The organism is Rhodococcus sp. BP-160, from assembly GCF_019836205.1.
In the GTDB taxonomy this organism is placed as follows: domain Bacteria; phylum Actinomycetota; class Actinomycetes; order Mycobacteriales; family Mycobacteriaceae; genus Rhodococcoides.
Window position 1 is genome coordinate 14,147 of the sequence record NZ_JABUEK010000003.1, and the last position, 23,908, is coordinate 38,054.

Genomic DNA, 23,908 nt, shown 5'->3' on the forward strand with positions numbered 1-23,908 from the left:
GTACACCCATGACACTCGAAGCAAGCAAGGACAGCTCGGGCGTTCCGGTTCCCCCGGTGCTGCCGCCCACCCCGGACGCCGCGTCCGCGGCGCCCTCGCGCACGACCTCCATGCCGCTGTGGCGTCTGCTGCTGCGGGACCGCGTCGCCACCATCGCGGCGAGCATCCTGGTGCTCGTCTTCCTCACCGCGATCTTCGGTCCCATGCTGGTCGGCGACGCCGCCACCCGTCAGGACCTCGATCGATCCAACCTGGCACCGTTCTCCCTCGACACCGGCGTCATGAACATCCTCGGCACCGATCCGCTCGGCCGCAGCATGCTCGCCCGCCTGATCCTCGCCAGCCGGACCACGCTGTCGGTCGCGATCCCCGCAGTCATCCTGTCCGGCATCATCGGCTCGATCATCGGCATGTGGGCCGGTTACCACCGCGGCTGGCGCGAGACCGCCGCCATGCGCGTCGCCGACGTCATCATGAGCTTCCCGTCGTTGCTGATGGCCGTCGTCGTGCTGTACGTCTTCTCCCCCAGCGCCGCGAACATCGTGCTGATCCTGACCATCACCCGCATCCCGATCTACCTCCGCACGGCCCGCGCCGAGAGCGCGGAACTCCGATCGCGAGTCTTCGTCGACGCGGCCCGCACGTTCGGCGCCGGCAGCGGCGCGGTGATCCGTCGCCACGTGGTGCCGATTCTGCTGCCCACGTTGCTGACCGTCGCCACGCTCGACTTCTGCTTCGTCATGCTGGCCGAGTCGTCGCTCAGCTTCCTCGGCATCGGGATCCAGCCACCCGACATCAGCTGGGGCCTCATGGTGTCCCAGGGCCGCACCTACCTGCAGAGCGCCTGGTGGCTGTCGTTCTTCCCCGGACTCGCGATCGTCATCACCACCGTGTCCGCGACCGTGCTGGCCGCGTGGGCCCGCATCGCCACCGACCCGGCGCAGCGCTGGCGCCTCACCCTCCCGCGTTCGAAGAGAAAGGCACGTCGATGAGTGCTCCCGCTCTCGCCCGCACCGCGCTCGAGGTCGACGGTCTGACCGTCGAGATCCGCACCCCGTCGGGCACCGTGCGTGCCGTCGACGGAGTGTCGTTCAGCGCGAAGCGCGGCCGCACACTCGCACTGCTGGGCGAATCCGGCTGCGGCAAGTCCATGACGGCCCAGGCCCTCGTCGGGTTGCTCGAGCCGATCGCCGACATCGTCGACGGCACCGTCATGCTCGGCGACACCGATCTGGTGACGGCGAACTCCAGGACTCGACGCCGCATCGCCGCCACCGAGCTCGCCATCGTCTTCCAGGACGCGCTGACGGCACTGAACCCCGTCTACACCGTGGGCACACAGTTGGCGGAACCGTTCCGCATCCACCGCGGCATGTCGGCGAAAGCTGCACGTGTCGAAGCGATCTCGCTGATGGAGCGGGTGGGCATCCCGGAGCCCGAGTCGCGCGCAGACTCCTACCCGCACCAGTTCTCGGGCGGTATGCGTCAGCGCCTGCTCATCGCGATGGCCGTCGCCCTGGGGCCCACCGTGCTGCTGGCGGACGAGCCCACCACCGCTCTCGACGTCACCGTGCAGGCGCAGATCATGTCGTTGCTGCGCGACCTGCGCACCGAGCACGACATGGCCGTCATCCTCATCACGCACGACCTCGCGCTGGTCGCGGAGGAAGCCGACGACGTCGCCGTCATGTACGCCGGCACCGTCGTCGAGACGGGACCCGTCGCCGAGGTGTTCGGCTCACCGCAGCATCCGTACACGAAGGGACTGCTCGACTCGGTCCCCGTCGCCACCGTGCGCGGCGAGCACCTGAAGTCCATCGGCGGCACCCCGCCGGATCTGCACTCCATCCCGCCGGGATGCGTGTACCAGGCCCGATGCCCCATCGCGCGCGCCGTCTGCGTCGCGCAGCGCCCCGAACTCCGCAGTGTCGCCGGCACCAGCCGTGCGACCGCATGCCATTTCCCCGAGGAGGTGTCCGGTGTCCGTTACGACGACAGTGGCGAGTGAGGCCGCGGCCACGCAGGGCGCACCGTTGCTCCAGGTCCGTGGAGTCTCCAAGACGTTCGACGTCGCCGCCGGCAGCGGCGGCCACAAGAAACTGCGGGCACTCGACGGCATCGACCTCGAGCTGCGACGCGGCGAGACCCTCGGCCTCGTCGGTGAGTCCGGCTGCGGCAAGTCCACACTCGCGCGCACGCTGATGATGCTCGAACGACCCGACACGGGCACCGTGTCGTGGGACGGCGTCGATCCGTTCGGCCTGAAGGGCAAGGAACTGCTGGCGTGGCGTCGTCGGATCCAGATGGTCTTCCAGGACCCGTACGGATCGCTCAACTCGAGGATGTCGGCGGCGGAGATAATCTCGGAGCCGTGGCACACGCATCGCACGATGTACAAGACCAAGCGCGACCGCGCCGCCCGCGTCCGGGAGCTGCTGCACCTCGTCGGTCTGCGCCCCAGCGACGAGCACCGCTACCCGCAGGAGTTCTCCGGTGGTCAGCGCCAGCGTCTCGGCATCGCGCGGGCCCTGGCACTCGACCCGAGTGTCGTGGTGTGCGACGAGCCCGTCTCGGCTCTCGACCTGTCGGTCCAGGCGCAGGTGCTGAACCTGCTCTCGGATCTGCAGAAGGAGCTCGGCATCAGCTACGTCTTCATCTCGCACGATCTGTCGGTGGTGCGCCACGTCGCCGACCGGGTCGCCGTCATGTACCTCGGCCGGATCATCGAGACCGGTCCGACCGACGACGTCTTCGACCACCCCACGCACCCGTACACCGAGGCACTGATGTCGGCAGCCCCGACGCTGGATCCCTCGACCCGGCGTTCGCGCATCCTCCTGGAGGGAGAGGTCCCGTCGCCTCTGAACCCGCCGTCGGGCTGCCGTTTCCGCACGCGCTGCGCGCACGCGACGGACGTCTGCGCCACGGGTATCCCCCCGTCGGTCGGGCGTCTCGGGAACCTGCACATCGCCGAGTGCCACCACCCGAGATCGGACGCCGTGGCCGTATGACCGTGCTCGCGTGACGGGCCTCGAATGGCTGGTCGTGGGCGTCGCGATCTTCACGGCGTCGTGTCTCCAGTCGTCCATCGGCTTCGGGATGGGGATGGTCGCGGCGCCCGTCCTGGCCATCATCGATCCGCGGATGGTGCCCGGCACGATCATCCTGCTCGCCACCGCGCTCACCGCGCTGGTGGTGGTGCGGGAGCGCACGAGCATCGACGTGCGCGGGGCCGGCTGGGCACTGGTGGGACGGGTGCCCGGCGTGATCGCCGGCGCCGCGCTGCTCGTCGTGCTGCCCGAGCGGGGAGTCTCCATCATGCTCGGCGCAGTGGTGCTGTTCGGCGTCGTGGCCACGGCGATCGGCTGGTCGCCGACACCGCGACGCGGATCGCTCATGACCGCGGGCGCCGCGTCCGGACTGCTCGGCACCGCCACCTCCATCGGCGGGCCACCCATGGCGCTGATCTGGAGCGGCAGCAGCGGCGCCGCGTTGCGCAGCACCATGAGCGGCTTCTTCCTGATCGGCTCCCTGATGTCGCTCGCCGCGCTGGGGGTCACCGGCTCCCTCGACGCGCACTCCCTGGCGACCGGCGCCCTGCTCCTGCCCGTCGTCGCACTCGGGTACGTGGCCTCGCGCTGGGTGAACCGCGTACTCGACCGTCGTCGGCTGCGATGGGTGTCCATCGTCGTCTCGGCGGGTGGTGCGCTCGTGCTGCTGGTCGATGCGGTGGTGTGAGGTGTGCGGTTGCGGTGGGTGCAGCGCTGGCGCTTCCGGGAGCGCACACACCCTCTGGTGAGCGCACACCCGCTACAGCCGGCTGGACGGGGTGTGCGCTTCATGGCAGATGTGCGCACTCGGCGCCGGCGCACTCGGCGCCGGCGCACTCGATCGATACTCACCCTGCATAGCTGCATCCACAAATGGTGTTGGACGGGAATGAATCACCCGCCCTAGGCTCGTCGACGTGAGCACCGTCACCGAGGTCCGAACCTCCTATGCCACGCCCGTCGTCACCGCGATGCGCGTCGTTCCCGTCGCCGGCCACGACAGCATGCTGCTGAATCTCAGCGGCGCCCATGCACCGTTCTTCACCCGGAACCTGGTCGTGCTGACCGACTCCGACGGGCGCACCGGTGTGGGCGAGGTGCCGGGTGGCGAGCCCATCCGCCGCTGCCTGGAGGACGCCCGCGTCCTCGTCGAGAACGCCTCGGTCGGCAACTACCACGCCGTGCTCAACGCGATGCGCCGCGCGTTCGCGGACCGCGACTCCGGCGGACGCGGCGCCCAGACCTTCGATCTGCGGATCGCCGTACACGCCGTGACGGCCGTCGAGAGCGCACTGCTCGATCTGCTCGGCCAGCACCTGGGTGTGAGCGTCGCGGCCCTGCTCGGCGACGGCCGCCAGCGCGACCGAGTGCAGGCGCTCGGGTATCTCTTCTTCCTCGGCGACCGGAACAAGACGGATCTCGCGTACCGCGCACCCTCGGACGAGGGCAGTTCCGCCGACGCCTGGTCCCGTCTGCGCCACGAGGAGGCACTGACTCCCGACGCCGTGGTCGCACTCGCGGAAGCGGCGCACGCCAGGTACGGCTTCCAGGACTTCAAGCTCAAGGGCGGCGTACTCCCCGCAGCGCAGGAGGCCGACGCGGTCCGTGCGCTCGCGGAACGATTCCCCTCTGCGCGGATCACCCTGGATCCCAACGGCGGGTGGCTCCTGAAGGACGCGATCGAGACCTGCCGTGGTCTGCGCGACGTGCTCGCCTACGCGGAGGACCCGGTCGGACCCGAGGGCGGATTCTCCGGGCGCGAGGTGATGGCCGAGTTCAAGCGCGCGACCGGCCTGCCCACCGCCACCAACATGATCGCCACCGACTGGCGCGAGATGGGACACACCATTCGATCCGGCGCCGTCGACATCCCGCTCGCGGATCCCCATTTCTGGACGATGAACGGATCGGTCCGCGTCGCGCAGCTGTGCGACGCCTGGGGTCTTACGTGGGGATCGCACTCCAACAACCACTTCGACGTCTCGCTCGCCATGTTCACGCACGTCGCAGCTGCCGCTCCCGGTGAGATCACCGCCATCGACACGCACTGGATCTGGCAGGACGGGCAGCGCATCACGACGAATCCGTTCCCCATCGTGGACGGGTACCTCACCGTCCCCGACGTGCCGGGTCTCGGAGTGACCCTCGACATGGAGCGCGTCGAGGCCGCACACGAGCTGTACCAGCGCGAGGGCCTCGGGGCCCGCGACGATGCGGTCGGCATGCAGTACCTGGTGCCGAACTGGACCTTCGACAGCAAGCGCCCCTGCCTGCAGCGCGCATGAAGGTCGTCGTCGCGGACCGCAACCTCCTCCCGCATCGGGACGCCGTCGAGGCGGGGATGCCGGACGGCACCGTCGTGTCGTGGCACGAACGCTTCGACGAGGACGCGCTCGTCGCCGACCTCGCCGATGCGGACGTCCATGTCGGGGGCCGGGTCACCGAGGCCATGGCGCAGGCGGGCCGGGGCCTGCGACTCGTCCAGGTCGCGGGAGCCGGCGTCGACAACGTCGCCCGTGCGGCCCTTCCATCGACCACACTGCTGGCCAACACGTTCCACCACGAGGACTCCATCGCGGAGTACGTGCTCGCGTCTGCGGTGCTGTTGCGGCGTGGCTTCCTGACGCAGGATCACGCACTGCGACAGAGTGTCTGGTCGACCTCGGTGTACGACGACACGCTGCCCCAGCCGTCCGCGACAGCGGGCGCCCGCGTGGGCCTCGTCGGCTTCGGCCACATCGGGCAGCGCTCGTGGTCGCTGCTGCGCACCCTCGGCTGCCTCGGCGCCGCCGTGACCGGACGCGGAGCCGTCGACGTGGCCGCTCACGGCCTGGACTGGGCCGGCGATGCCACGGAACTTCCGCGGCTGATGGCGGAGTCGGACATCGTCGTCGTCTCGGCACCTCTCTCCGCGGCGACGACCGGCATGATCGGCGCGGACGAGCTCCGCGCGCTGGGGCCGGCGGGAGTCCTGATCAACGTCGGCCGCGGGCCGCTGGTGCAGGAGCGGCCGCTACACGACGCGCTGGCGACCGGCGAGCTCGGCGCCGCGGCCATCGACGTCTGGTACAGCTACCCCGGCCCGGACGGGCGAGGCGAGCCGAGTGCACTCCCGTTCGGAAGCCTGCCGAACGTGCTGATGACGCCGCACTCGTCCGGCATCACGCGCCGAACGTTCGAGGGCCGCTGCCGCGACATCGTCGCCAACATCCGGCATCTCGCCGACGGGACCCCGCTGATCAACCTGGTCGGCTGACCCCGAACAGGACGAAGGCCGGTCACCACGCGGGCGACCGGCCTTCGTCGAGGCGGTGCTAGGAGACGCCGAGCATCTCGTGATCCTTCAGCGACGACGTGATCACCCGGAGGTGATCGTCGACCCCGCCGAGCGTGTGCTCGATGGCCGTGAGACGCGAGAAGTAATGTCCCACAGGGTATTCGTCCGTCACACCGATTCCGCCGTGCAGCTGGATCGACTCCTGGCCGATCTGCCGGGCGGAGCGTCCGATCTGCAGCTTCGCTCGCGACGCGACCGTGGGATCCGGAGATCCGTCGGCCAGCGACATCGTCGCGTAGAGCGCCATGCTGCGTGCCAGTTCGAGCTGCACGTACATGTCCGCAGCGCGGAACGTCAGTGCCTGGAACTTGGCGAGCGGCACACCGAACTGCTTGCGCTGCTTCAGGTACTCCGTGGTGAGTCGCAGCGACTCCTCCATCGCACCGAGCGCCTCGGCAGCGAGAGCCGCCTGCGCACGGACGTTGGACGCCACGATGGCGGCACTGGCGTCGCCGCCGTCACCGAGCGGTTCGCCCGCGACGTCCGACAGCTCGAGCGACGCGCCGCGCAGTCCGTCGTGGGTGCGGTAGGTCTTGCGCGTGAGTCCCTCGGCATCGGCCGCGACCAGGAACAGGCCCACGCCGCCGCCGGGCAGCGCCGCGCTGATCACGAAGTGATCGGCGCAGTCACCGTGCAGCACAGGGTTCTTCACACCCGAGAGTGCCCACGAGCCACCCGATCCGGCCGGCCTCCGGCCTTCACGCAGGTCCTCGGTGGCCGACGTCGACACCTCGGCCGCCGGCCAGCGGGTGCCCGGCTCGGAATGCGCGAATGCGAGAAGGGTCTGCCCCTCCGCGACGCCCGGCAGGATGCGCTGACGCTGATCGGTCGATCCGACCTCGGTGATGAGACCACCCGGAATCAGCACGCAGTCCAGCAGCGGCTCGGGTGCGAGGCGGCGACCGATCTCGGTCATGACCGCGAAGGTCTCGACCGGTCCGGCGTCCATGCCGCCGTCGTCCTCGGCGAAACTGAGGCCGAGCAGGCCCAGCTCGGCGAACTGCTTCCAGACCGATTCGGTCCAGCCGCGCTCGCTCTCCACCGCTGCCTTGCGCTTCTCGTTGTCGTAACTGCGGGCGAGCACGTCACGCACCGTGTCGCGCAGCAGCTTCTGTTCTTCGTCCAGTTCGAACTGCATGTCGTGCGCTCCTAGAGACCGAGAATGCCGGACGCGATGATGGTGCGCTGCACCTCGTTCGAGCCGCCGTAGATGGATGTCTTGCGGAAGTTCAGGTAGGTCGGGGTCGCACGCTGCGCCCAGACCGGTGTCGGCGAGTCCTCTCCGGCCGCGAACGGGAGCGAGTCCGGTCCCGCCACGTCGGTGAGGATCTCGGTGGCCAGCTGCTGCAGCTCGCTGCCCCGGAGCTTGAGCACCGACGACGCCGGGTTCTCCTTGCCGGAGACGTAGCTGGAGACGATGCGCAGCTGGGTGAGCTCGAGTGCGAGCACCTGGTTCTCGAGCTCGGCGAACCGAGCGGCGAAGACCGGATCGTCGAGCAGCGTGCCGGTCCCGACCGTGGTCTCGGCCGCGAGCGCCTTGGCCTGCGCCAGCTTGGTCTTGGTGAAGCCGAGTCGCGTGATGCCGGTGCGCTCGTTGCTCAGCAGGAACTTGGCGTAGGTCCAGCCGGCGTTCTCCTCGCCGACGAGGTTCTCGACGGGGACGCGGACGTCCTCGAACCAGACCTCGTTGACCTCGTGGCCGCCGTCGATCAGCTTGATCGGGCGCACGGTGATGCCGGGGGTCTTCAGGTCGACCAGGATGAACGAGATACCGGCCTGCTTCTTCGGCGCGTCCGGGTTGGTGCGCGCCAGCACGAAGATCCAATCGGCGTACTGGCCGAGCGTGGTCCACGTCTTCTGACCGTTGATGACGTACTCGTCACCGTCGCGCAGAGCGACCGTGCGCAGCGACGCGAGGTCCGATCCCGCCTCGGGCTCGGAGAAGCCCTGGCACCACCAGATGTCGAGGTTCTGCGTGGGCGGGAGGAACTTCTGCTTCTGCTCCTCGCTGCCGAAGGTCGCGATGACGGGCCCCACCATCGAGATGTTGAAGGCCAGGGGCTCGGGCACCGACGCGAGCTGCAGCTCGTCCAACCAGATGTGGTGCTGCATCGGGGTCCAGTCCTTGCCACCCCATTCGACGGGCCAGTGCGGGCTCGCCATGCCGTGCTTGTTCAGGATCTGCAGCGTCGTGATCATGTCCTCGCGCTCGAGTTCCTCGCCTGCCGCGTTGCGCTCGCGGATATCGGCAGGGATCTCGGTACGGAAGAAAGTTCGCATCTCGTCGCGGAACGCAGCTTCCTCATCGGTGAGTGCCAGGTTCATCTGTGACCTTTCGAAGTCCTTCGCTGATCTCTAGCACCGTACTCTCCGGTAACCAGGCTCGGACAGGGGTGCCGTCGACCGATATTCTGGGCCCGACCATGACCGATCACCTCGACTCCCGGGCGCGGAGCACCTCTGTCCGAGTGGCCCTCGTGCGCCACGGCGAGACCGACTGGAACGTCGAGGGGCGTCTGCAGGGCTCCTCCGACATCCCGCTCAACGACATCGGGCGCAGCCAGGCCCGGACCGCGGCCGCCGCGCTGGCCGACGACTCGTGGGACACCCTCGTCAGCTCGCCGCTCTCGCGGGCGTCGGAGACCGCCGACATCATCGGCCACGTCATCGGGCTCACCCGCTCGGCCGACCACGAGGACCTGATGGAACGTCGCTTCGGACGTGCCGAGGGCATGACCGGCTACGAGGCGTGGGCGTACTGGCCCGACGGTGACTACCCGGGCGCCGAGTCGCACGAGGCGCTCGCCGAGCGGGGGCGTCGTCGACTCGACCTGCTGGCCGACGAGAACCCCGGCAGGTCCCTCGTCGCCGTGGCACACGGCGGCATCATCCGGGCCGTGCTGAGGTCCATCACCGGCCACCCTGCGCCGCGCATCGCGAACGCCGGCGTGAGCGTCGTCGTCCGCGACGACGACGGCTGGTCGGTCCGCACCGTCAACTCGATCCCGGTCCGCCACGGCCGACGGCTCCGCTGACGCGTCAGGAGAGGAACGTCTCCACGGGCGCGGGGCGCCCGTAGAGGTACCCCTGTGCGTACGTGCAGCCGAGTTCGGTGACGATGCGCTCCTGCTCCGTCGTCTCCACGCCCTCGGCGACGGTGCGCATGGTCAGCGCGGTGGCCATGGCCTCGATGGCCGTCACGATGGACACCGACGCGTCGTCGACCGGGACGCGGTCGATGAACGACTTGTCGATCTTGATGACGGTGATGGGCAGATCTCGTAGGCGACCGAGCGAGGAGTACCCCATCCCGAAGTCGTCGAGCACCAGCACGATGTCCTGCTCGGCGAGACGTGCGAGGACCCGATTGGCCACCACCGGATCGGCGATGAGGGCACTCTCGGTCACCTCGAGCCCGAGCACCGACCCGTCCAGACCGTGCGACGCCAGCAGGTCCGCGACGACGTCCGGGAGCCGCTCGTCACGCAGCTGCAGCACGGAGAGGTTCACCGACATCGACATGCGCGGCGCTCCCGCCGCCCGCAGTCGCACCAGATCGCCCAGAGCCGTGTCGAGTACCCAGGTCCCGATCTCGGAGATCATGTTGGTGGCCTCGGCGACCGGGATGAACTCGTCCGGCCCGACCCAGCGGCCGCGATGCTTCCACCGCACCAGGGCCTCGTAGACCAGCACGTCGTGGGTCCGCAGCGACACGATGGGTTGGTAGTGCACCGCCATCTCCCCGCGCGCGACCGCGCCGCGCAGCGCGCTGCCCAGCTCGACCGACCGGGTCGCCGCGGTGCGCAGGGACTCGTCGAAGAACGCGTAGGCCGCCGGCCCGCGGAACTTGGCGTCGTACATCGCCGTGTCGGCCTCGCGGACCAGATCGTCCGCGAGCCCGGCGGGACCGCAGGACGTCGCGATGCCGATGCTGACGCTCACGTACAGCGACGCCACACTCAACTCGAACGGTTCCGCGAACGCGGCCAGGAGCAGTTCCGCGAGTTCCTCGGCGCGGGCGCGATCACAGTGCGCCACCACCACGAACTCGTCGCCGGCGTACCGCACCACGTCCTCGTCGGCGGAGACCACGCGCCGGATGCGCTGCGCCGCCGCCTGGATGAGCTCGTCGCCCGCGCGGTGGCCGTACGAGTCGTTGACGACCTTGAAGTTGTCGAGGTCCGCGAACAGCACCGTGGTGGCCGACGCCGACGAGGACGGCCTCCGCGCGGCACGTTCCAGGATCGACTCGAGCATGGACCGATCGGGGAGACCGGTGAGCGAATCGTGAGTGGCGTCGTGGCGGGCCTTGTCCTCGCTGCGCTGCACCCGGCTCAGCGCCCGCTCGCCGCGGACGAACATTCCCACCAGGATCACGGCCAGGAAGGTCGAGCGGACCACCACGTCCGCGGTCCCCACCGCGTCGCCGACGAGCGGCAGCGCGGCGCAGGTGGCGACGAGCGCGACGGACACCGTCATCCGCTGCCGGGTGAGCGCGGCCGTCACACCTCCCGCGCGGCCCACCCACGCCATCGACGGGTGCAGCGACGCGGCGGCCAGCAGGACGAACGCGAGCAGATACATCGCGTCGAGGACGACCGCGGGCGGGGCGACCGAGCGGGCCGTCGCGATCGCGTAGCCGAGATCGCCGACGATGGTGACGAGCAGTGCGGCGACGAGGAGAACCAGGGACACGTTGAAGCGGCTCTTCGACAACAGCAGGAAGAACGCCATCGTGAACAGGCCGGCGTCGATCGCGGGGAACAGCCCGTTGAGCACCACGGACGGCACGTCGCGCGTGGTCGAGAGGACCGGAGCCACCAGCAGCACCCAGGACACGAACGTCATGCCCAGCGTGACCAGGACCGCGTCGATGATGGTCGGGGTGGGCCGCGAGTTTCCCCCTCGCCGCGACCAGCCCACGATGCCCAAAACGAGCAGCAGGTAGCCGAGCAACACCAGCACCTCCGGCAGCAGCCGGATCGCCGACGGCAGGTCCGCGCGCACGCTCCGCGCGGAGAGGCCCACCAGGAAGGACGTCGCCGCGCCGAGCATGCACCGCCAGGCGTACGTGTCGGTCGGGCTGTTGCGCCGCAGGCCGACCAGGACCACGACCATGCAGCCGATGGCGCCCACCGCGAAGACGCCGGTCCGGATCGATGCGGGCACGATCAGGTAGACGGCCAGTACCACGGCGGCCACCGTGAACGACGCCGCCAGGTAGCGCCCCGGCGACCGGACGGGCCCACCGAGGCGCGATCGGTCCAGCGCCGCAGCGGTCACTCGTGGGGGAACGGGCGTCGACACCATCGACTCGTCCTCCTCGACCACCGCGCGTGAGCGTGTCCCCCGAACCACGACCTGTCCGACCACAATCTATCCGTCCACAACCTAGCTGAGCAGTGGAAAGACGAGCAGCGCCGAGGCAGCAGTCATGCCTGCGCGGACGGCGCCGACGCTGCCAGCAGTGCCCGAGATCGGATGCCGCCGCTCCCGCGCCGCGACACCGACGACGACGGTCCGTGCGAGGGCCAGGTGAGAGGTGGTTTTCGGTGCCGAACGGCCACTGTCGCGGCGGCCCGGGCGCCGTAACGACTCGATAACGAAGAGACCGATCGCCCCTCTCGATGCTGAGGTTCGGCCACTACTTCGGTAGGTCTGGGTGAGTGAGTACTTCCGAATCAGGTTCTGTCGACAACCCGACACCGGCGCTGAAGGACGCTCCGCCCGGGGTTCTCCGGCGCGCGATCGGCGCCTCGGCGATGGGCAACGCGACCGAGTGGTTCGACTACGGCGTGTACGCCTACACGGCCACGTACATCTCCCGCGCGTTCTTCCCGGACGACCTCGAGTCCGCCACCCTGCTGACGCTGGGCATCTTCGCGGTGTCCTTCCTCGTGCGGCCGCTCGGCGGCCTCGTCTGGGGACCACTGGGGGACCGTCTCGGCCGCAAGCACGTCCTCGCACTGACCATCATCCTGATGGGCACCGCGACCTTCCTCATCGGTGTCATCCCGAGTTACGCCTCGATCGGCTTCTGGGCACCGGTTCTGCTGGTGATCCTGCGCATGATCCAGGGCTTCTCCACCGGCGGTGAGTACGGCGGCGCAGCCACCTTCATGGCCGAGTACTCCCCCGACCGCAAGCGCGGCTTCTACGGCAGCTTCCTCGAGTTCGGCACACTCGGCGGCTTCTCCCTCGGCGCCCTCGTGGTGCTGGCCGTCGACCTGCTCTCCACCGACGCGTTCATGGACACGTGGGGCTGGCGCTTGCCGTTCTTCGTCGCCGGGCCGCTGGCGCTCATCGGGCTCTACATGCGGTCCAAGCTCGAGGACACCCCGGTGTTCCGTGAACTCGAGAACGAGGACGCGGTGGAGCACAAGACGTCCACCCAGTTCCGCGAACTGATCGCCACCTACTGGCGACCGATCCTCACGCTGATGGGCCTCGTCGTCGCGCTCAACGTCTGCAACTACACCCTGCTGAGCTACATGCCGACCTATCTGGAGAGCCGGATCGGCCTGTCGAGCACGTCGTCGCTGTTCCTCGTCGTCATCGGGCAGTTCGCCATGATGCTCGTCATTCCGTTCGCCGGAGCACTGTCGGACAAGGTGGGCCGCAAGCCACTGTGGCTCGTCTCGATGGTCGGACTGCTGATCTTCGCGATCCCGATGTACATGCTGATGACGGTCAACTTCGGCTGGGCCATCGTCGCGTTCACCGTGCTGGGCCTGCTCTACGTCCTGCAGCTCTCGACCATCTCGGCGACGTTCCCGGCCATGTTCCCGACGCACGTCCGGTTCGCCGGCTTCGCCATCGCCTACAACGTGTCGACCTCGTTGTTCGGCGGGACGGCGCCGGCGGCCAACGAGTGGCTCGTCGAACGGACCGGCAACGATCTCGTCCCGGCGTTCTACATGATGGGCGCCTGCGTCGTCGGCCTCATCGCGCTGTTCTTCGTCGCCGAGACGGCGGGCGCGTCGATCCGCGGCCGCGGGGTTCCGGGCGTCGACACCGACGCGCATCCCTCGGCGTTGCAGAAGAGCTGACGCATCGCACCCCCGCGAGAATCTCGCGGGGGTGCGCTGCTGTCAGTGCTTGCCGCGCGGCGGTCCGCCGTCGCGCTGCAGCTGAATGAGCACGCCGCTGATCCTGGTGCGGCGCAACGCTTCCAACGTCTCGTCCGCGAGATCCGCCGGGAGCTCGACCAGGCTGTGATCCGGCCGGATGCTGATGTGCCCGAAGTCGCTGCGCCGCAGCCCGCCCTCGTTGGCGATGGCACCGACGATGGCACCGGGCGCCACCTTGTGCCGCTTGCCGACGCTGATCCGGTACACCGCCAGATCCTGATCGCCCTTGCGAGACTTGCGCAACGGCGGTGCGTCCCGATCGTCGAACTTGCGCTCGGGGCGCTCGCGCTTCTCCCGCGGCGGGGGCGGCGGCTCGGGCGACATGAGGAACGCGTCGCCGTCCCGCGACTGCGTCGCCAGCGCCGCGGCGATGTCCGCGAGCGGCACGTCGTGCTCGCGCTCGTAGTCCTCGATGAGTCGACGGAACAGCCCGAGCGACGTCGAGGACAGCGACTGGGTGATGGAGTCGGCGAACTTGGCCACGCGCTGCGCGTTGACGTCGTCGACGCTCGGCAGCTGCATCTCGGTGATCGGCTGCCGCGTCGCCTTCTCGATGGCCTTGAGCAGATGACGCTCCCGCGGCGCGACGAACAGCAGCGCTTCGCCCGCGCGCCCGGCGCGACCGGTCCGCCCGATGCGGTGCACGTACGACTCGGTGTCGTGCGGGATGTCGTAGTTGACGACGTGCGAGATCCGCTCGACGTCGAGACCGCGGGCCGCGACGTCGGTGGCGACGAGCACGTCGAGCGCACCGTTCTTGAGCTGACCGATGGTCCGCTCGCGCTGCGCCTGAACGATGTCACCGTTGATGGCGGCGGCCGAGTAGCCCCGCGCCCGCAACTTCTCGGCGAGCTCCTCCGTGGCCTGCTTGGTGCGGACGAAGATGATCATCGCCTCGAAGTCCTCGACCTCGAAGATCCGCGTCAACGCGTCGAGCTTGCGCTGATGCGCCACCTGCACGTACCGCTGCGTGATGTTGGGGGCGGTGGACGTCTTCGTCTTCACCGTGATCTCGACCGGATCGTGCAGGTACTGCTGCGAGATCTTGCGGATCGCCGACGGCATGGTGGCCGAGAACAGCGCCACCTGCTTGTACTCGGGGGTGTCCGCGAGGATGCGCTCGACGTCCTCCTGGAATCCCATCTTCAGCATCTCGTCGGCCTCGTCGAGCACGAGGTACTCGAGGTGCGACAGGTCCAGCGTGCCCTTCTCGAGGTGGTCGATGACGCGACCGGGCGTGCCGACGACGATGTGGGCGCCGCGCCGCAGACCGGAGAGCTGGATGCCGTACGCCTGCCCGCCGTAGATGGGCAGGATGTGCAGGCCCTCGATGTGGGTGGCGTACTTGCCGAACGCCTCGGCCACCTGGATGGCCAGCTCGCGGGTGGGCGCGAGAACCAGCGCCTGCGGCACCCGGTTGGCGACGTCGAGGCGCGAGAGGATCGGCACGGCGAACGCGGCGGTCTTGCCGGTGCCTGTCTGCGCGAGGCCGACGACGTCGTTCCCGGCCATCAACGGCGGGATGGTGGCTGCCTGAATGGGCGACGGCGTCTCGTACCCGACGTCCGCGAGGGCTTTCAGCACACGCTCGTCGATACCGAGATCGACGAACGAGGGGGTGTCGGTGGACACCGTTTCCGACTCGGAAGTGCTCATGTGCACCAGAGTCTAGTCCAGCGACCACCTGCAGAACGACAACTGTTCGAACAGGACAAAGCGGATACGGCACTACGATCACCGCAGCATCGCTTCATGTGATCCAATACACAACAAACCTGCTGCTACTGGAAGGTACAGACACCGTGCACGAATACTCGGTACCCGCGTCCTACACGATCCCGGACGACGTCTCGATGGCCGACACCGTGTTCCGCTACGCGAGCGAGACCCCGGAGTGGGTGGCGTTCCAACGGCGAGTCGGCGGCTCGTGGAAGGACGTCACGGCGCGCACGTTCGCCGACGAGGTCGCGGGCGTGGCCAAGGGCCTCATGGCCTCCGGCATCGAGTTCGGTGACCGCGTCGCCATCATGGCCGGCACCCGCTACGAGTGGGTCGTGCTCGACTACGCGATCTGGACCGCCGGTGGCTGCACCGTGTCCATCTACGAGACGTCCGCAGCCGATCAGGCGCAGTGGATCCTCGAGGACTCCGCGACCAAGCTCTTCGTGGTCGAGACCTCCGAACACCTCACCCGCATGAAGGACGTCACCGACAGCGCCGCGGATCTCCGCGAGACGCTGAGCTTCGACGGCGGTGCGATCGACGAGCTCACCACCCGCGGCGCCTCCGTGTCCGACGACGATCTGCACGCCCGTCGTCAGCAGGTGTCCGCGTCGTCGGCCGCCACGCTCATCTACACCTCGGGGACCACCGGCCGCCCGAAGGGTGTCCAGCTCACGCACTCGAACTTCTACGCCGAGACGACGGCCACCCAGGTGGCGCTGCACGACCAGATGACCGAGGGCAAGCGCACCCTGCTGTTCCTCCCGATGGCGCACGTGTTCGCTCGCGCGGTGTCGTTCGGCGCCTTCGAGGCCAAGGTCACGGTGGCGCACACGTCCGACACCACGACGCTCGTCGAGCAGTTCGCCGAGTTCCAGCCCGACTTCATCCTCTCGGTCCCCCGCGTGTTCGAGAAGGTCTACAACTCGGCCAAGCAGAAGGCGCACGACGGCGGCAAGGGCAAGATCTTCGATCAGGCTGCGGACGTCGCGATCGAGTGGAGCATCGCGCAGGACAAGGGCGGCGCCGGCCTGGTGCTCAAGGCGAAGCACACCCTGTTCGACAAGCTGGTCTACTCGAAGCTCCGCGCCGCGCTCGGTGGACGGTGCACCAGTGCGCTGTCCGGCGGCGGCCCCCTCGGCGCTCGACTGGGCCACTTCTTCCGCGGCATCGGCGTTCCGGTGCGTGAAGGCTACGGACTCACCGAGACCAGCGCCGCCGTCACGGTCAACACCACCGACAAGCAGCGCATCGGTTCCGTCGGCCGCCCGCTCGCGGGACACGCCGTGAAGATCGCGGAGGACGGCGAGATCCTGGTGAAGGGTCCCGTCGTGTTCTCGGGGTACTGGCACAACGAGAAGGCCACCGAGGAATCGATCCGCGACGGCTGGTTCCACACCGGTGACCTCGGCTCGCTCGACGACGAGGGCTTCCTCTCGATCACCGGTCGCAAGAAGGAGATCATCGTGACGGCAGGTGGCAAGAACGTCGCGCCCGCCGGCCTCGAGGACTCCATCCGGTCGCACCCGCTGGTCAGCCAATGCCTCGTCGTGGGCGACGCCAAGCCGTTCATCGGGGCGCTCATCACGCTGGATCCCGAGGCTCTGCCCGGCTGGCTCGAGCGTCACGGTCTCGACAAGAGCACGTCCGCGAGTGATCTGACGACCAACGCCGACCTGATCGCCGAGATCGACAAGGCCGTCGACACGGCCAACTCGAAGGTCTCCAAGGCCGAGCAGATCAAGAAGTACACGATCCTGCCCGGTGACTTCACGATCGAGTCGGGAGAACTGACGCCGACCATGAAGCTCAAGCGCAACGTCATCCTGGAGTCGCACGCCACCGAGGTGGCCGACATCTACGGCGGCTGACACTCGTCCGACCCACCCGAGGCGCGCCCGTGAGAACTCCTCACGGGCGCGCCTCGCTCGTTGTGGCTCGTCAACACGCCCACCGGAGCAAGCCGACACTGCCATCGTGACGAATAGCAGTCATGACCACGACGACCACCGAACGCCAGACCTCGGGTGACTCCGCGCGTACGCGCGTCCACCCCTTCGCACGCATGCTCAGCGGAGTGGTCGCCGCCGGCGTCGTGCTCGGCGTGGGCGAGATCCTCTCGCTCCTCTTCAGCTCGGCGTCGTCACCGTTCTTCGCCGTCGGCTCCACCACCGTGGACCGCACGCCCGCGTTCGCCCGCGAGTTCGCGATCGACACCTTCGGCACCAACGACAAGGCCGCCCTGTTCGTCGGCATGTCCATCGGCATCGCGATCATCGCCGCCATCGCCGGCCTGCTCGAGCGCCCGTCCCGTCCCATCGGATCGGTGATCCTGCTGGTGCTCGGTGCCGTCGGCGTCTACGCGGTGCTGCAGCGGCCGACGTCCTCGCTCAGTGATGTCATCCCCACCGTGGTGGGCGTCGTCCTGGGCATCGCGGTCCTGCAAGCCCTCACGCGAGCGCTCGAGGTGCCGGCGGGCACGGTCGACGGGTTCATGCCGCGTCGCAAGTTCCTCGTCCTGTTCGGCGCTGCCGCCGCGGTGGCCGTCGCAGCCGGCACGGTCGGCCGGTACCTCGGCGATCGTGTCGCCGGCGTCGCCGACGACATCAAGAACTTCCGCCTCCCCACGGTCGCGGCCGGCGAGAAAGCCGCTGCCATTCCGGCCGGTACCGACATCGGTGTCGAGGGCGCGACCACCTTCGTCACGCCGAACAACACCTTCTACCGCATCGACACCGCTCTGCAGGTCCCGCAGCTGACCACCGCCGAGTGGCAGCTCAAGATCCACGGCAAGGTCGACCGCGAGATGACGCTGAGCTGGGACGACCTCATGGCTCGCACTCCGATCGAGCGCGTCGTGACGCTGACGTGCGTGTCCAACGAGGTCGGCGGACCGCTCGCCGGCAACGCGACCTGGATCGGGTTCCCCATCAAGGACATCCTCGACGAGGTGGGTGTGCAGGCCGACGCGGACATGCTGCTGTCCACGAGCATCGACGGCATGACCATCGGTTCGCCGGTCGAGGCCCTCACCGACGGCCGCGACGCGATGCTCGCGGTGTCGATGAACGGCGAGCCGCTGCCCGTCGAGCACGGCTACCCGGTGCGTCAGGTCGTGCCCGGTCTGTACGGATTCGTCTCTGCCACCAAGTGGGTCGTCGACTGGGAACTCACGCGCTTCGACGAGGCGACGGCCTACTGGACCGACCGCGGCTGGGGCGACAAGGCACCGATCAAGACGGCGTCACGCATCGACGTGCCGGCCGCCTTCGCCCCCGTCACACCCGGTCCCGTCCGTGTCGCAGGTACCGCCTGGGCGCAGCAGCGTGGCATCGAGCGCGTCGAGGTCCGTGTCGACAACGGACCGTGGCAGGAGGCGACGCTCGCCGAGCAGTACACGATCGACACCTGGCGCCAGTGGTTCTGGGACTGGGACGCCACTGCGGGCAACCACAACATCCAGGTCCGCGCGACGGATCAGGACGGGAACACGCAGGTCGAGGAGCGCACCCCGCCGATCCCCGGTGGTTCGACCGGGTGGCACACCCGCACCATCATCGTCAGCTGACGTCAGGCGTTCGCGAGGACGTGGTCCGCGGCCGCGTCGGTCACGGTCCGGTGGATCTTCTCGTGCAGCAGGTCGTGTCCGGCGTCGGCGTACTCGCGCAGGGTGATCGTCGGGATGCCGCGCACGAGGTCTCGGACGCCGTCGATCGGCACCATGCGGTCGTCCACACCGTGCAGTGCCAGGGTGGGCGACCGGGTCGCTGCCGTCAGATCCTCGCGGGAGATCGCGCGCGGCGGCATCGCCACCAGCACGACGGCGGGCGCGCCCCCGCCGGTCGCGAGCATCCGCACCGCGGTCGCGGACCCCAGCGAGTGGCCCATCACCGCAGGTCGGTGGCCGGCCTCGACCACGACGTCGAGGAGATGACGTGCGTTCTCCGCCAGCGCGTCGAGGTAGGCGGCGTCGTCGGCCGCCTCTCCTTCGGACAAGCCGTGGCCGATGTGGTCGAGGCCCCAGGTGGCGATGCCGTGTGCTGACAGGGCAGCGCCGAACCGGTGGTACTGGCCGGTGTGCTGTCCCCGCCCGTGCAGGAACACGAGGGTCGCGGCAGGGTCCTCGGTGGGTCCCCACTGGCGGTAGTGGGCGCGACCTCGGGGTCCTTCGAAGAACGGCATGTGGCCATTGTGGCTGATGTGACTCAATAGTCACCGGTTCGACACAAAACCGAACCCCACGGTTCCCTCCGCCGTGCGAGCATCGGACCATGAGGTTGGTTTTCGTCATCGTCGTCGCCGTCGTCGCGGCTCTTCTCGGGGCGCCCGCCGCCACCGCTGCGGAGCGTGCCCGAGTGGTCGGGGTGCGGCAGCTCTCGCCGACACACTCGGTCGTCGACGTCTACTCCCCCGCCATGAACCGCGTCGTGCCGAACGACGTGCTCCGCCCGGCTCGCGGCGGGTCGCTCCCCACGCTCTACCTTCTCAACGGCGCCCTGGGCAACGAGGACGGAGTCGGCTGGATCAACAACTCCGGCGCCCCGGGATTCTTCGCCGACAAGAACGTCACCGTCGTGCTCCCCATCGGTGGGCGTCTGAGTTTCTACACGGATTGGCTCGCCGACGATCCGATCCTCGGATCCAACAAATGGCAGACCTATCTGACGCAGGAACTGCCCGGCGTCATGGACCAGCACTTCGGCAGTACGCGCCGCAACGCGGTGGCAGGGGTGTCGATGAGCGGCGGTCCGGCACTCGATCTCGCCGTGCAGGCGCCCGGCCTCTACCGTGCCGCGGCGTCCATCAGCGGGTGCCCCGCCTCGTCGAACCCGCTCGCCCAGGCCGCGATCTCGATCATGATCGGCGGCGCCCTGAACAACCCCTTCAACATGTGGGGCCCTCCCGGCGCTCCCGCATGGGCGCAGCACGACCCGTCCCTCCACGCCGACCGCCTCCGCGGAACGGCTGTCTACGCAGGATCCGCGAGCGGTGTTCCCGGCCCCGTCGACCGCATCCCGCCCGGCAGCATTCCCCCGTTCGGTGGAGCAGCCGTCGAAGCCATGGTGAACACGTGCACCGGCATCTTCGCCGACGCGGTGCGGAGGGCGGGCGTGCCTGCGACCATCTCGATGCGCGGCGAGGGCTCGCACAGCTGGGCACTGTTCGAGGATCAGCTGAAGGAAGCGTGGGGCACGACGATCGCACCGGCCCTCGCGACCCGCTGACCTGTCGGCCGGTCTCGTTAGGGTGGCGGCATGTTCGTCACCGGAGACACCCTCGTCCACAGCGCAGGGGACCTCGCGCTGGCGTCCCGGTGCGAGCACGCACTCCTGCGCACGCTCGACGCGAACCTCGGCCGCATCGAGACCGAGCAGGTCGACGACGCGATGTTCGCCCGGCTCGCGCGCCTCGGCAGTCAGCACGAGGCCCGCGAGCTGCTGAGACTCGAGCGCGAGCATCCGGGCGGCGTCGTGACCATCGAACGGCCGGCCGAGAGCATCCCGTCCGAGCTGGCCGCCGCCGCACAGGCCACCCTCGCCGCGGCGCAGCAGCGCGTCCCCGTCATCTACCAGGGCACGTTCTTCGACGGCGAGTTCCTCGGCTTCAGCGACTTCCTGATCCACGACCCGTCGACCGACACCTATGCGGTGCACGACACCAAGCTGTCGCGCACCGAGCGCGTCCCGTCGGTCCTGCAGATCGCGGCGTACGCCGACGCGCTCGAGGCTGTCGGAGTTCCCACGTCCGCCACGGGCCACCTCGTCCTCGGTGACGGCACCGACCATCTCGTGCACCTGCCGGACGTCCTCCCCGTCTACCGCCGCGCACGGCGCGAGATGGTGGCCCTGCTGTCCGGCCACCTGACGCAACTGCTCCCGGCATCCTGGGCCGACCTCGACATTCGCGCCTGCTTCCGGTGCGAGCACTGCACCCCCGAGGTCGAGGCACAGCGTGACCTGTTGCTGGTCGCCGGGATGCGCGTCTCCCAGCGGTCCACGTTGCACGCCGCGGGGATCACGACAATCGACGAGTTGGCCGCACACACCGGTTCCGTCGCGGACCTCTCGGAGCGGTCCCTCGGCACCCTGCGCGCGCAGGCCCTCGCCCAGGTTCAGCAGGAGCAGTCGGGGTCACCGGTGGTCGACGTGCACACCCCGAGCGCTCTCGGTGCACTGCCCGCTCCGGACGAGGGCGACATCTTCTTCGACTTCGAGGGCGACCCGCTGTACGCCGAACGCGGCTCCTCCGACTGGGGGCTCGAGTACCTCTTCGGCGTCATGGAGTCCGACGGCGCGTTCCGGCCGTTCTGGGCCCACGACCGGCACGAGGAGAGGGCCACCTTCGTCGCCTTCGTCGAGTACGTGCGCGCACGCCGCGAGGCGTTCCCCGGCATGCACGTGTATCACTATGCGGCATACGAGAAGTCGGCTCTGCTGCGTCTGGCCTCGCGGTACGGGGTGTACGAGAACGAGGTCGACGACCTTCTCCGGCAGCAGATCCTCGTCGACCTGTATCCCGTCGTGCGGTCCGCCCTGCGCATCGGCGCACCGAGCTACAGCATCAAGAAGCTCGAACCGCTGTACATGACCGATCACCGCGGCGACGTGGCAGACGCCGTCGCTTCCATCACCGAGTACGCGCGGTGGTGCGATCTGCGCGACCGTGGCGACCTCGACGAGGCGGCCGGCGTCCTCGCCGAGATCGCCGACTACAACGAGTACGACTGCCGCTCCACGCTGGAACTGCGCGACTGGTTGCTCGGTCACGCCGAGCGCGCGGGTGTGGTGCCCCGGGGTCCGCTCGGTGCGGCCGAACCGGTCGACGAGGACCGGGACGCGGTGCGAGACGCCCTGTGGGAGTTTGCCGGTGAATCAGTCTCACGCACGACCGACCAGCAGGCGATCGCCCTGCTCGCGGCCGCTGTCGGATATCACCAGCGCGAGGAGAAGCCCTACTGGTGGGCGCACTTCGACCGACTGGCCTCGCCGATGGACGAGTGGGCGGACACCCGCGACGTGTTCATGGTCGAGGTGGTGGAGTCCATGACCGAGTGGGCGACACCGCCCGGCAAGCGGGTCCAGCGGCGCACGAGCGTGGTGCGCGGTGAGTTCGGGCCCGGCAGTGGGCGCGTGGGGTCGAAGGTGACCGTGCTCTACGCGCCGCCTGCTCCGGACTGGATCGCGCCCGACAGACGCGCGAACCCGCAGTATCGCTGGACGATGCCCGGAACGATCGTCGAGGTGTCCGAGGACGGCGCCCACCTCACGCTCGAGGAGTCGCTGTCCAAGGGCGCCGAACCCCACGATGTCGCACCGGTCGCCACGACGCCCGATGCCTTCGTCAACACGACCACGCTGCGGGAGGCCATCGCCGCCACCGCGGCGGAGGCAGCGGATCGCCTTCCCGAAGTCCGCGCCTCGGCCGTGGTCGACCTCCTGCGTCGTGATCCTCCCCGGACCCGGTCCGGCGCACCGCTCGCCGAGGTCGTCGACGAGCAGGTCGCTGCGGCCATCACGGCGTCGCTCCTCGATCTCGACGATTCCTACATCGCGGTCCAAGGGCCGCCGGGAACGGGGAAGACCTACACCGGATCGCGAGTGATCGCCGCACTCGCACGCGATCACGGCTGGCGCATCGGGGTGGTCGGCCAGTCGCACTCGGTGATCGAGAACCTTCTCGACGGTGTCGTCGCCGCCGGGCTCGATCCCGAGAGCGTCGCCAAGAAGGGGTCGTCCGACAGCACGCACTCGTGGCTCGGCGTGGACTCGTACTCCGGCTACCTGGCCACACACACCGGCGGATGCGTCGTGGGTGCGACGGCCTGGCCGTTCACCAACCGCAAAGAGTTCGCAGAGCAGGAGCTGGACCTGCTGGTCGTCGACGAGGCGGGCCAGTTCTCGCTCGCCAACACCATTGCGGTGGCGCGGGTGGCACGCAACCTCCTGCTGCTCGGCGATCCGCAGCAGCTGCCGCAGGTGAGCCAGGGCAGCCACCCCGAACCGGTGGACACCTCTGCTCTGGGCTGGCTCGCGGACGGCTCCGACACGCTCCCGGCCGACCTCGGGTACTTCCTGGCCACCACTCGCCGCATGCACCCCGAGCTGTGTTCCGTGGTGTCCGACCTGTCCTACGACGGACGGCTCCGCTCGCACGACACAGTGCTGGGACGGCACCTGGACGGCGTCGACCCGGGAGTGCACACAGTTCTCGTCGACCACGAGGACAACGCGACGTCCTCGCGAGAGGAAGCGGTCGAGATCGTCCGACTCGCACGGTCACTGGTGGGATCGGCCTGGACGTGTGACGGGGAGACACGGCCGCTCGGCGCCTCGGACCTGCTCGTGGTGGCGGCCTACAACGCCCAGGTCGCCACCGTGCGCGCGGCGCTCGACGATGCCGGACTGCACGAGGCCTCGTGCGGCACCGTCGACAAGTTCCAGGGCCGGGAGGCCGCCGTGGTGATCGTGTCCATGGCCGCGTCGGCCCCCGAGGACGTGCCGCGCGGCATGCAGTTCCTGTTGTCGCGCAACCGCATCAACGTCGCCTTGTCGCGGGGGCAGTGGGCCGCATACGTCGTCCGCTCACCCGCGCTGACGCACTATCTGCCCTCGACACCGGCGGAGCTGTCGTTGGTCGGCGCCTTCATGCGGGTGAGCCCCGACGAGTGA

17 protein-coding genes are annotated in these 23,908 nt (G+C 69.0%); 12 read left to right on the forward strand and 5 right to left on the reverse strand.

Going from position 1 to position 23,908, the window contains the following annotated elements:
- Positions 1-8: 8 nt before the first annotated feature.
- The 6 genes from HQ306_RS12130 to HQ306_RS12155 all read left to right on the forward strand — a co-directional run bounded on the left by HQ306_RS12130 (position 9) and on the right by HQ306_RS12155 (position 6,306).
- Positions 9-992 (forward strand): ABC transporter permease, encoded by a 984-nt coding sequence (locus tag HQ306_RS12130; protein WP_261769874.1) that lies wholly within the window; start codon positions 9-11, stop codon positions 990-992.
- Positions 989-2,008 carry an ABC transporter ATP-binding protein gene (locus HQ306_RS12135; RefSeq protein ID WP_027504708.1) on the forward strand — a complete coding sequence of 340 codons (1,020 nt, stop codon included), beginning with the start codon at positions 989-991 and terminating at the stop codon, positions 2,006-2,008. The genes HQ306_RS12130 and HQ306_RS12135 overlap by 4 nt, the downstream gene beginning before the upstream one ends.
- Positions 1,980-3,011 (forward strand): dipeptide ABC transporter ATP-binding protein, encoded by a 1,032-nt coding sequence (locus tag HQ306_RS12140; RefSeq protein ID WP_308115342.1) that lies wholly within the window; start codon positions 1,980-1,982, stop codon positions 3,009-3,011. The genes HQ306_RS12135 and HQ306_RS12140 overlap by 29 nt, the downstream gene beginning before the upstream one ends.
- 10 nt (positions 3,012-3,021) lie before the next feature.
- Positions 3,022-3,738 carry a sulfite exporter TauE/SafE family protein gene (locus HQ306_RS12145; RefSeq protein ID WP_222631617.1) on the forward strand — a complete coding sequence of 239 codons (717 nt, stop codon included), beginning with the start codon at positions 3,022-3,024 and terminating at the stop codon, positions 3,736-3,738.
- Positions 3,739-4,021: 283 nt separating this feature from the next.
- Positions 4,022-5,335 (forward strand): enolase C-terminal domain-like protein, encoded by a 1,314-nt coding sequence (locus HQ306_RS12150; RefSeq protein WP_222632580.1) that lies wholly within the window; start codon positions 4,022-4,024, stop codon positions 5,333-5,335.
- Positions 5,332-6,306, forward strand: a complete 975-nt coding sequence (locus tag HQ306_RS12155) for a 2-hydroxyacid dehydrogenase (protein WP_222631619.1) — start codon at positions 5,332-5,334, stop codon at positions 6,304-6,306. Before HQ306_RS12150 ends, HQ306_RS12155 begins: the two co-directional genes overlap by 4 nt.
- A gap of 58 nt (positions 6,307-6,364) precedes the next feature.
- Here the strand turns inward: HQ306_RS12155 and HQ306_RS12160 are convergent, their stop codons facing one another.
- Both HQ306_RS12160 and HQ306_RS12165 read right to left on the reverse strand, forming a co-directional pair.
- Entirely contained in the window at positions 6,365-7,525 is a 1,161-nt protein-coding gene (locus HQ306_RS12160; RefSeq protein ID WP_027504703.1) for an acyl-CoA dehydrogenase family protein, read from the reverse strand.
- Positions 7,526-7,536: 11 nt separating this feature from the next.
- A complete protein-coding gene (locus HQ306_RS12165) occupies positions 7,537-8,712 on the reverse strand; it encodes an acyl-CoA dehydrogenase family protein (RefSeq protein WP_027504702.1) in 1,176 nt (391 codons plus the stop codon).
- Between the two features lie 98 nt (positions 8,713-8,810).
- On the opposite strand from HQ306_RS12165, the gene HQ306_RS12170 reads away from it, so the two are divergent.
- Positions 8,811-9,422, forward strand: coding sequence for a histidine phosphatase family protein (locus HQ306_RS12170; RefSeq protein WP_056441939.1), 612 nt, complete (start codon positions 8,811-8,813; stop codon positions 9,420-9,422).
- Positions 9,423-9,426: 4 nt separating this feature from the next.
- Here the strand turns inward: HQ306_RS12170 and HQ306_RS22595 are convergent, their stop codons facing one another.
- Positions 9,427-11,718 carry a bifunctional diguanylate cyclase/phosphodiesterase gene (locus HQ306_RS22595; RefSeq protein WP_222631621.1) on the reverse strand — a complete coding sequence of 764 codons (2,292 nt, stop codon included), beginning with the start codon at positions 11,716-11,718 and terminating at the stop codon, positions 9,427-9,429.
- Positions 11,719-12,149: 431 nt separating this feature from the next.
- Here HQ306_RS22595 and HQ306_RS12180 point away from each other — a divergent pair, with 431 nt between their 5' ends.
- Entirely contained in the window at positions 12,150-13,436 is a 1,287-nt protein-coding gene (locus HQ306_RS12180; RefSeq protein WP_222632582.1) for an MFS transporter, read from the forward strand.
- 42 nt (positions 13,437-13,478) lie between these two features.
- Here HQ306_RS12180 and HQ306_RS12185 read toward each other — a convergent pair whose 3' ends face one another.
- Positions 13,479-15,173 (reverse strand): DEAD/DEAH box helicase, encoded by a 1,695-nt coding sequence (locus HQ306_RS12185; protein ID WP_051613107.1) that lies wholly within the window; start codon positions 15,171-15,173, stop codon positions 13,479-13,481.
- Positions 15,174-15,319: 146 nt separating this feature from the next.
- Here HQ306_RS12185 and HQ306_RS12190 point away from each other — a divergent pair, with 146 nt between their 5' ends.
- Both HQ306_RS12190 and HQ306_RS12195 read left to right on the forward strand, forming a co-directional pair.
- Complete coding sequence (locus HQ306_RS12190) at positions 15,320-17,110, forward strand: long-chain fatty acid--CoA ligase (RefSeq protein WP_027504699.1); 1,791 nt, start codon at positions 15,320-15,322, stop codon at positions 17,108-17,110.
- Between the two features lie 122 nt (positions 17,111-17,232).
- Positions 17,233-18,807, forward strand: a complete 1,575-nt coding sequence (locus tag HQ306_RS12195; RefSeq protein WP_222631632.1) for a molybdopterin-dependent oxidoreductase — start codon at positions 17,233-17,235, stop codon at positions 18,805-18,807.
- A 2-nt stretch (positions 18,808-18,809) separates the two neighbouring features.
- On the opposite strand, the gene HQ306_RS12200 is transcribed toward HQ306_RS12195, so the two are convergent.
- Positions 18,810-19,421, reverse strand: coding sequence for an alpha/beta hydrolase (locus HQ306_RS12200; RefSeq protein WP_222631634.1), 612 nt, complete (start codon positions 19,419-19,421; stop codon positions 18,810-18,812).
- 89 nt (positions 19,422-19,510) lie between these two features.
- Between HQ306_RS12200 and HQ306_RS12205 the strand changes: the two genes are divergently transcribed.
- Entirely contained in the window at positions 19,511-20,464 is a 954-nt protein-coding gene (locus tag HQ306_RS12205) for an alpha/beta hydrolase family protein (RefSeq protein ID WP_222631636.1), read from the forward strand.
- Between the two features lie 30 nt (positions 20,465-20,494).
- Positions 20,495-23,908 carry a bifunctional RecB family nuclease/DEAD/DEAH box helicase gene (locus tag HQ306_RS12210; protein WP_222631638.1) on the forward strand — a complete coding sequence of 1,138 codons (3,414 nt, stop codon included), beginning with the start codon at positions 20,495-20,497 and terminating at the stop codon, positions 23,906-23,908.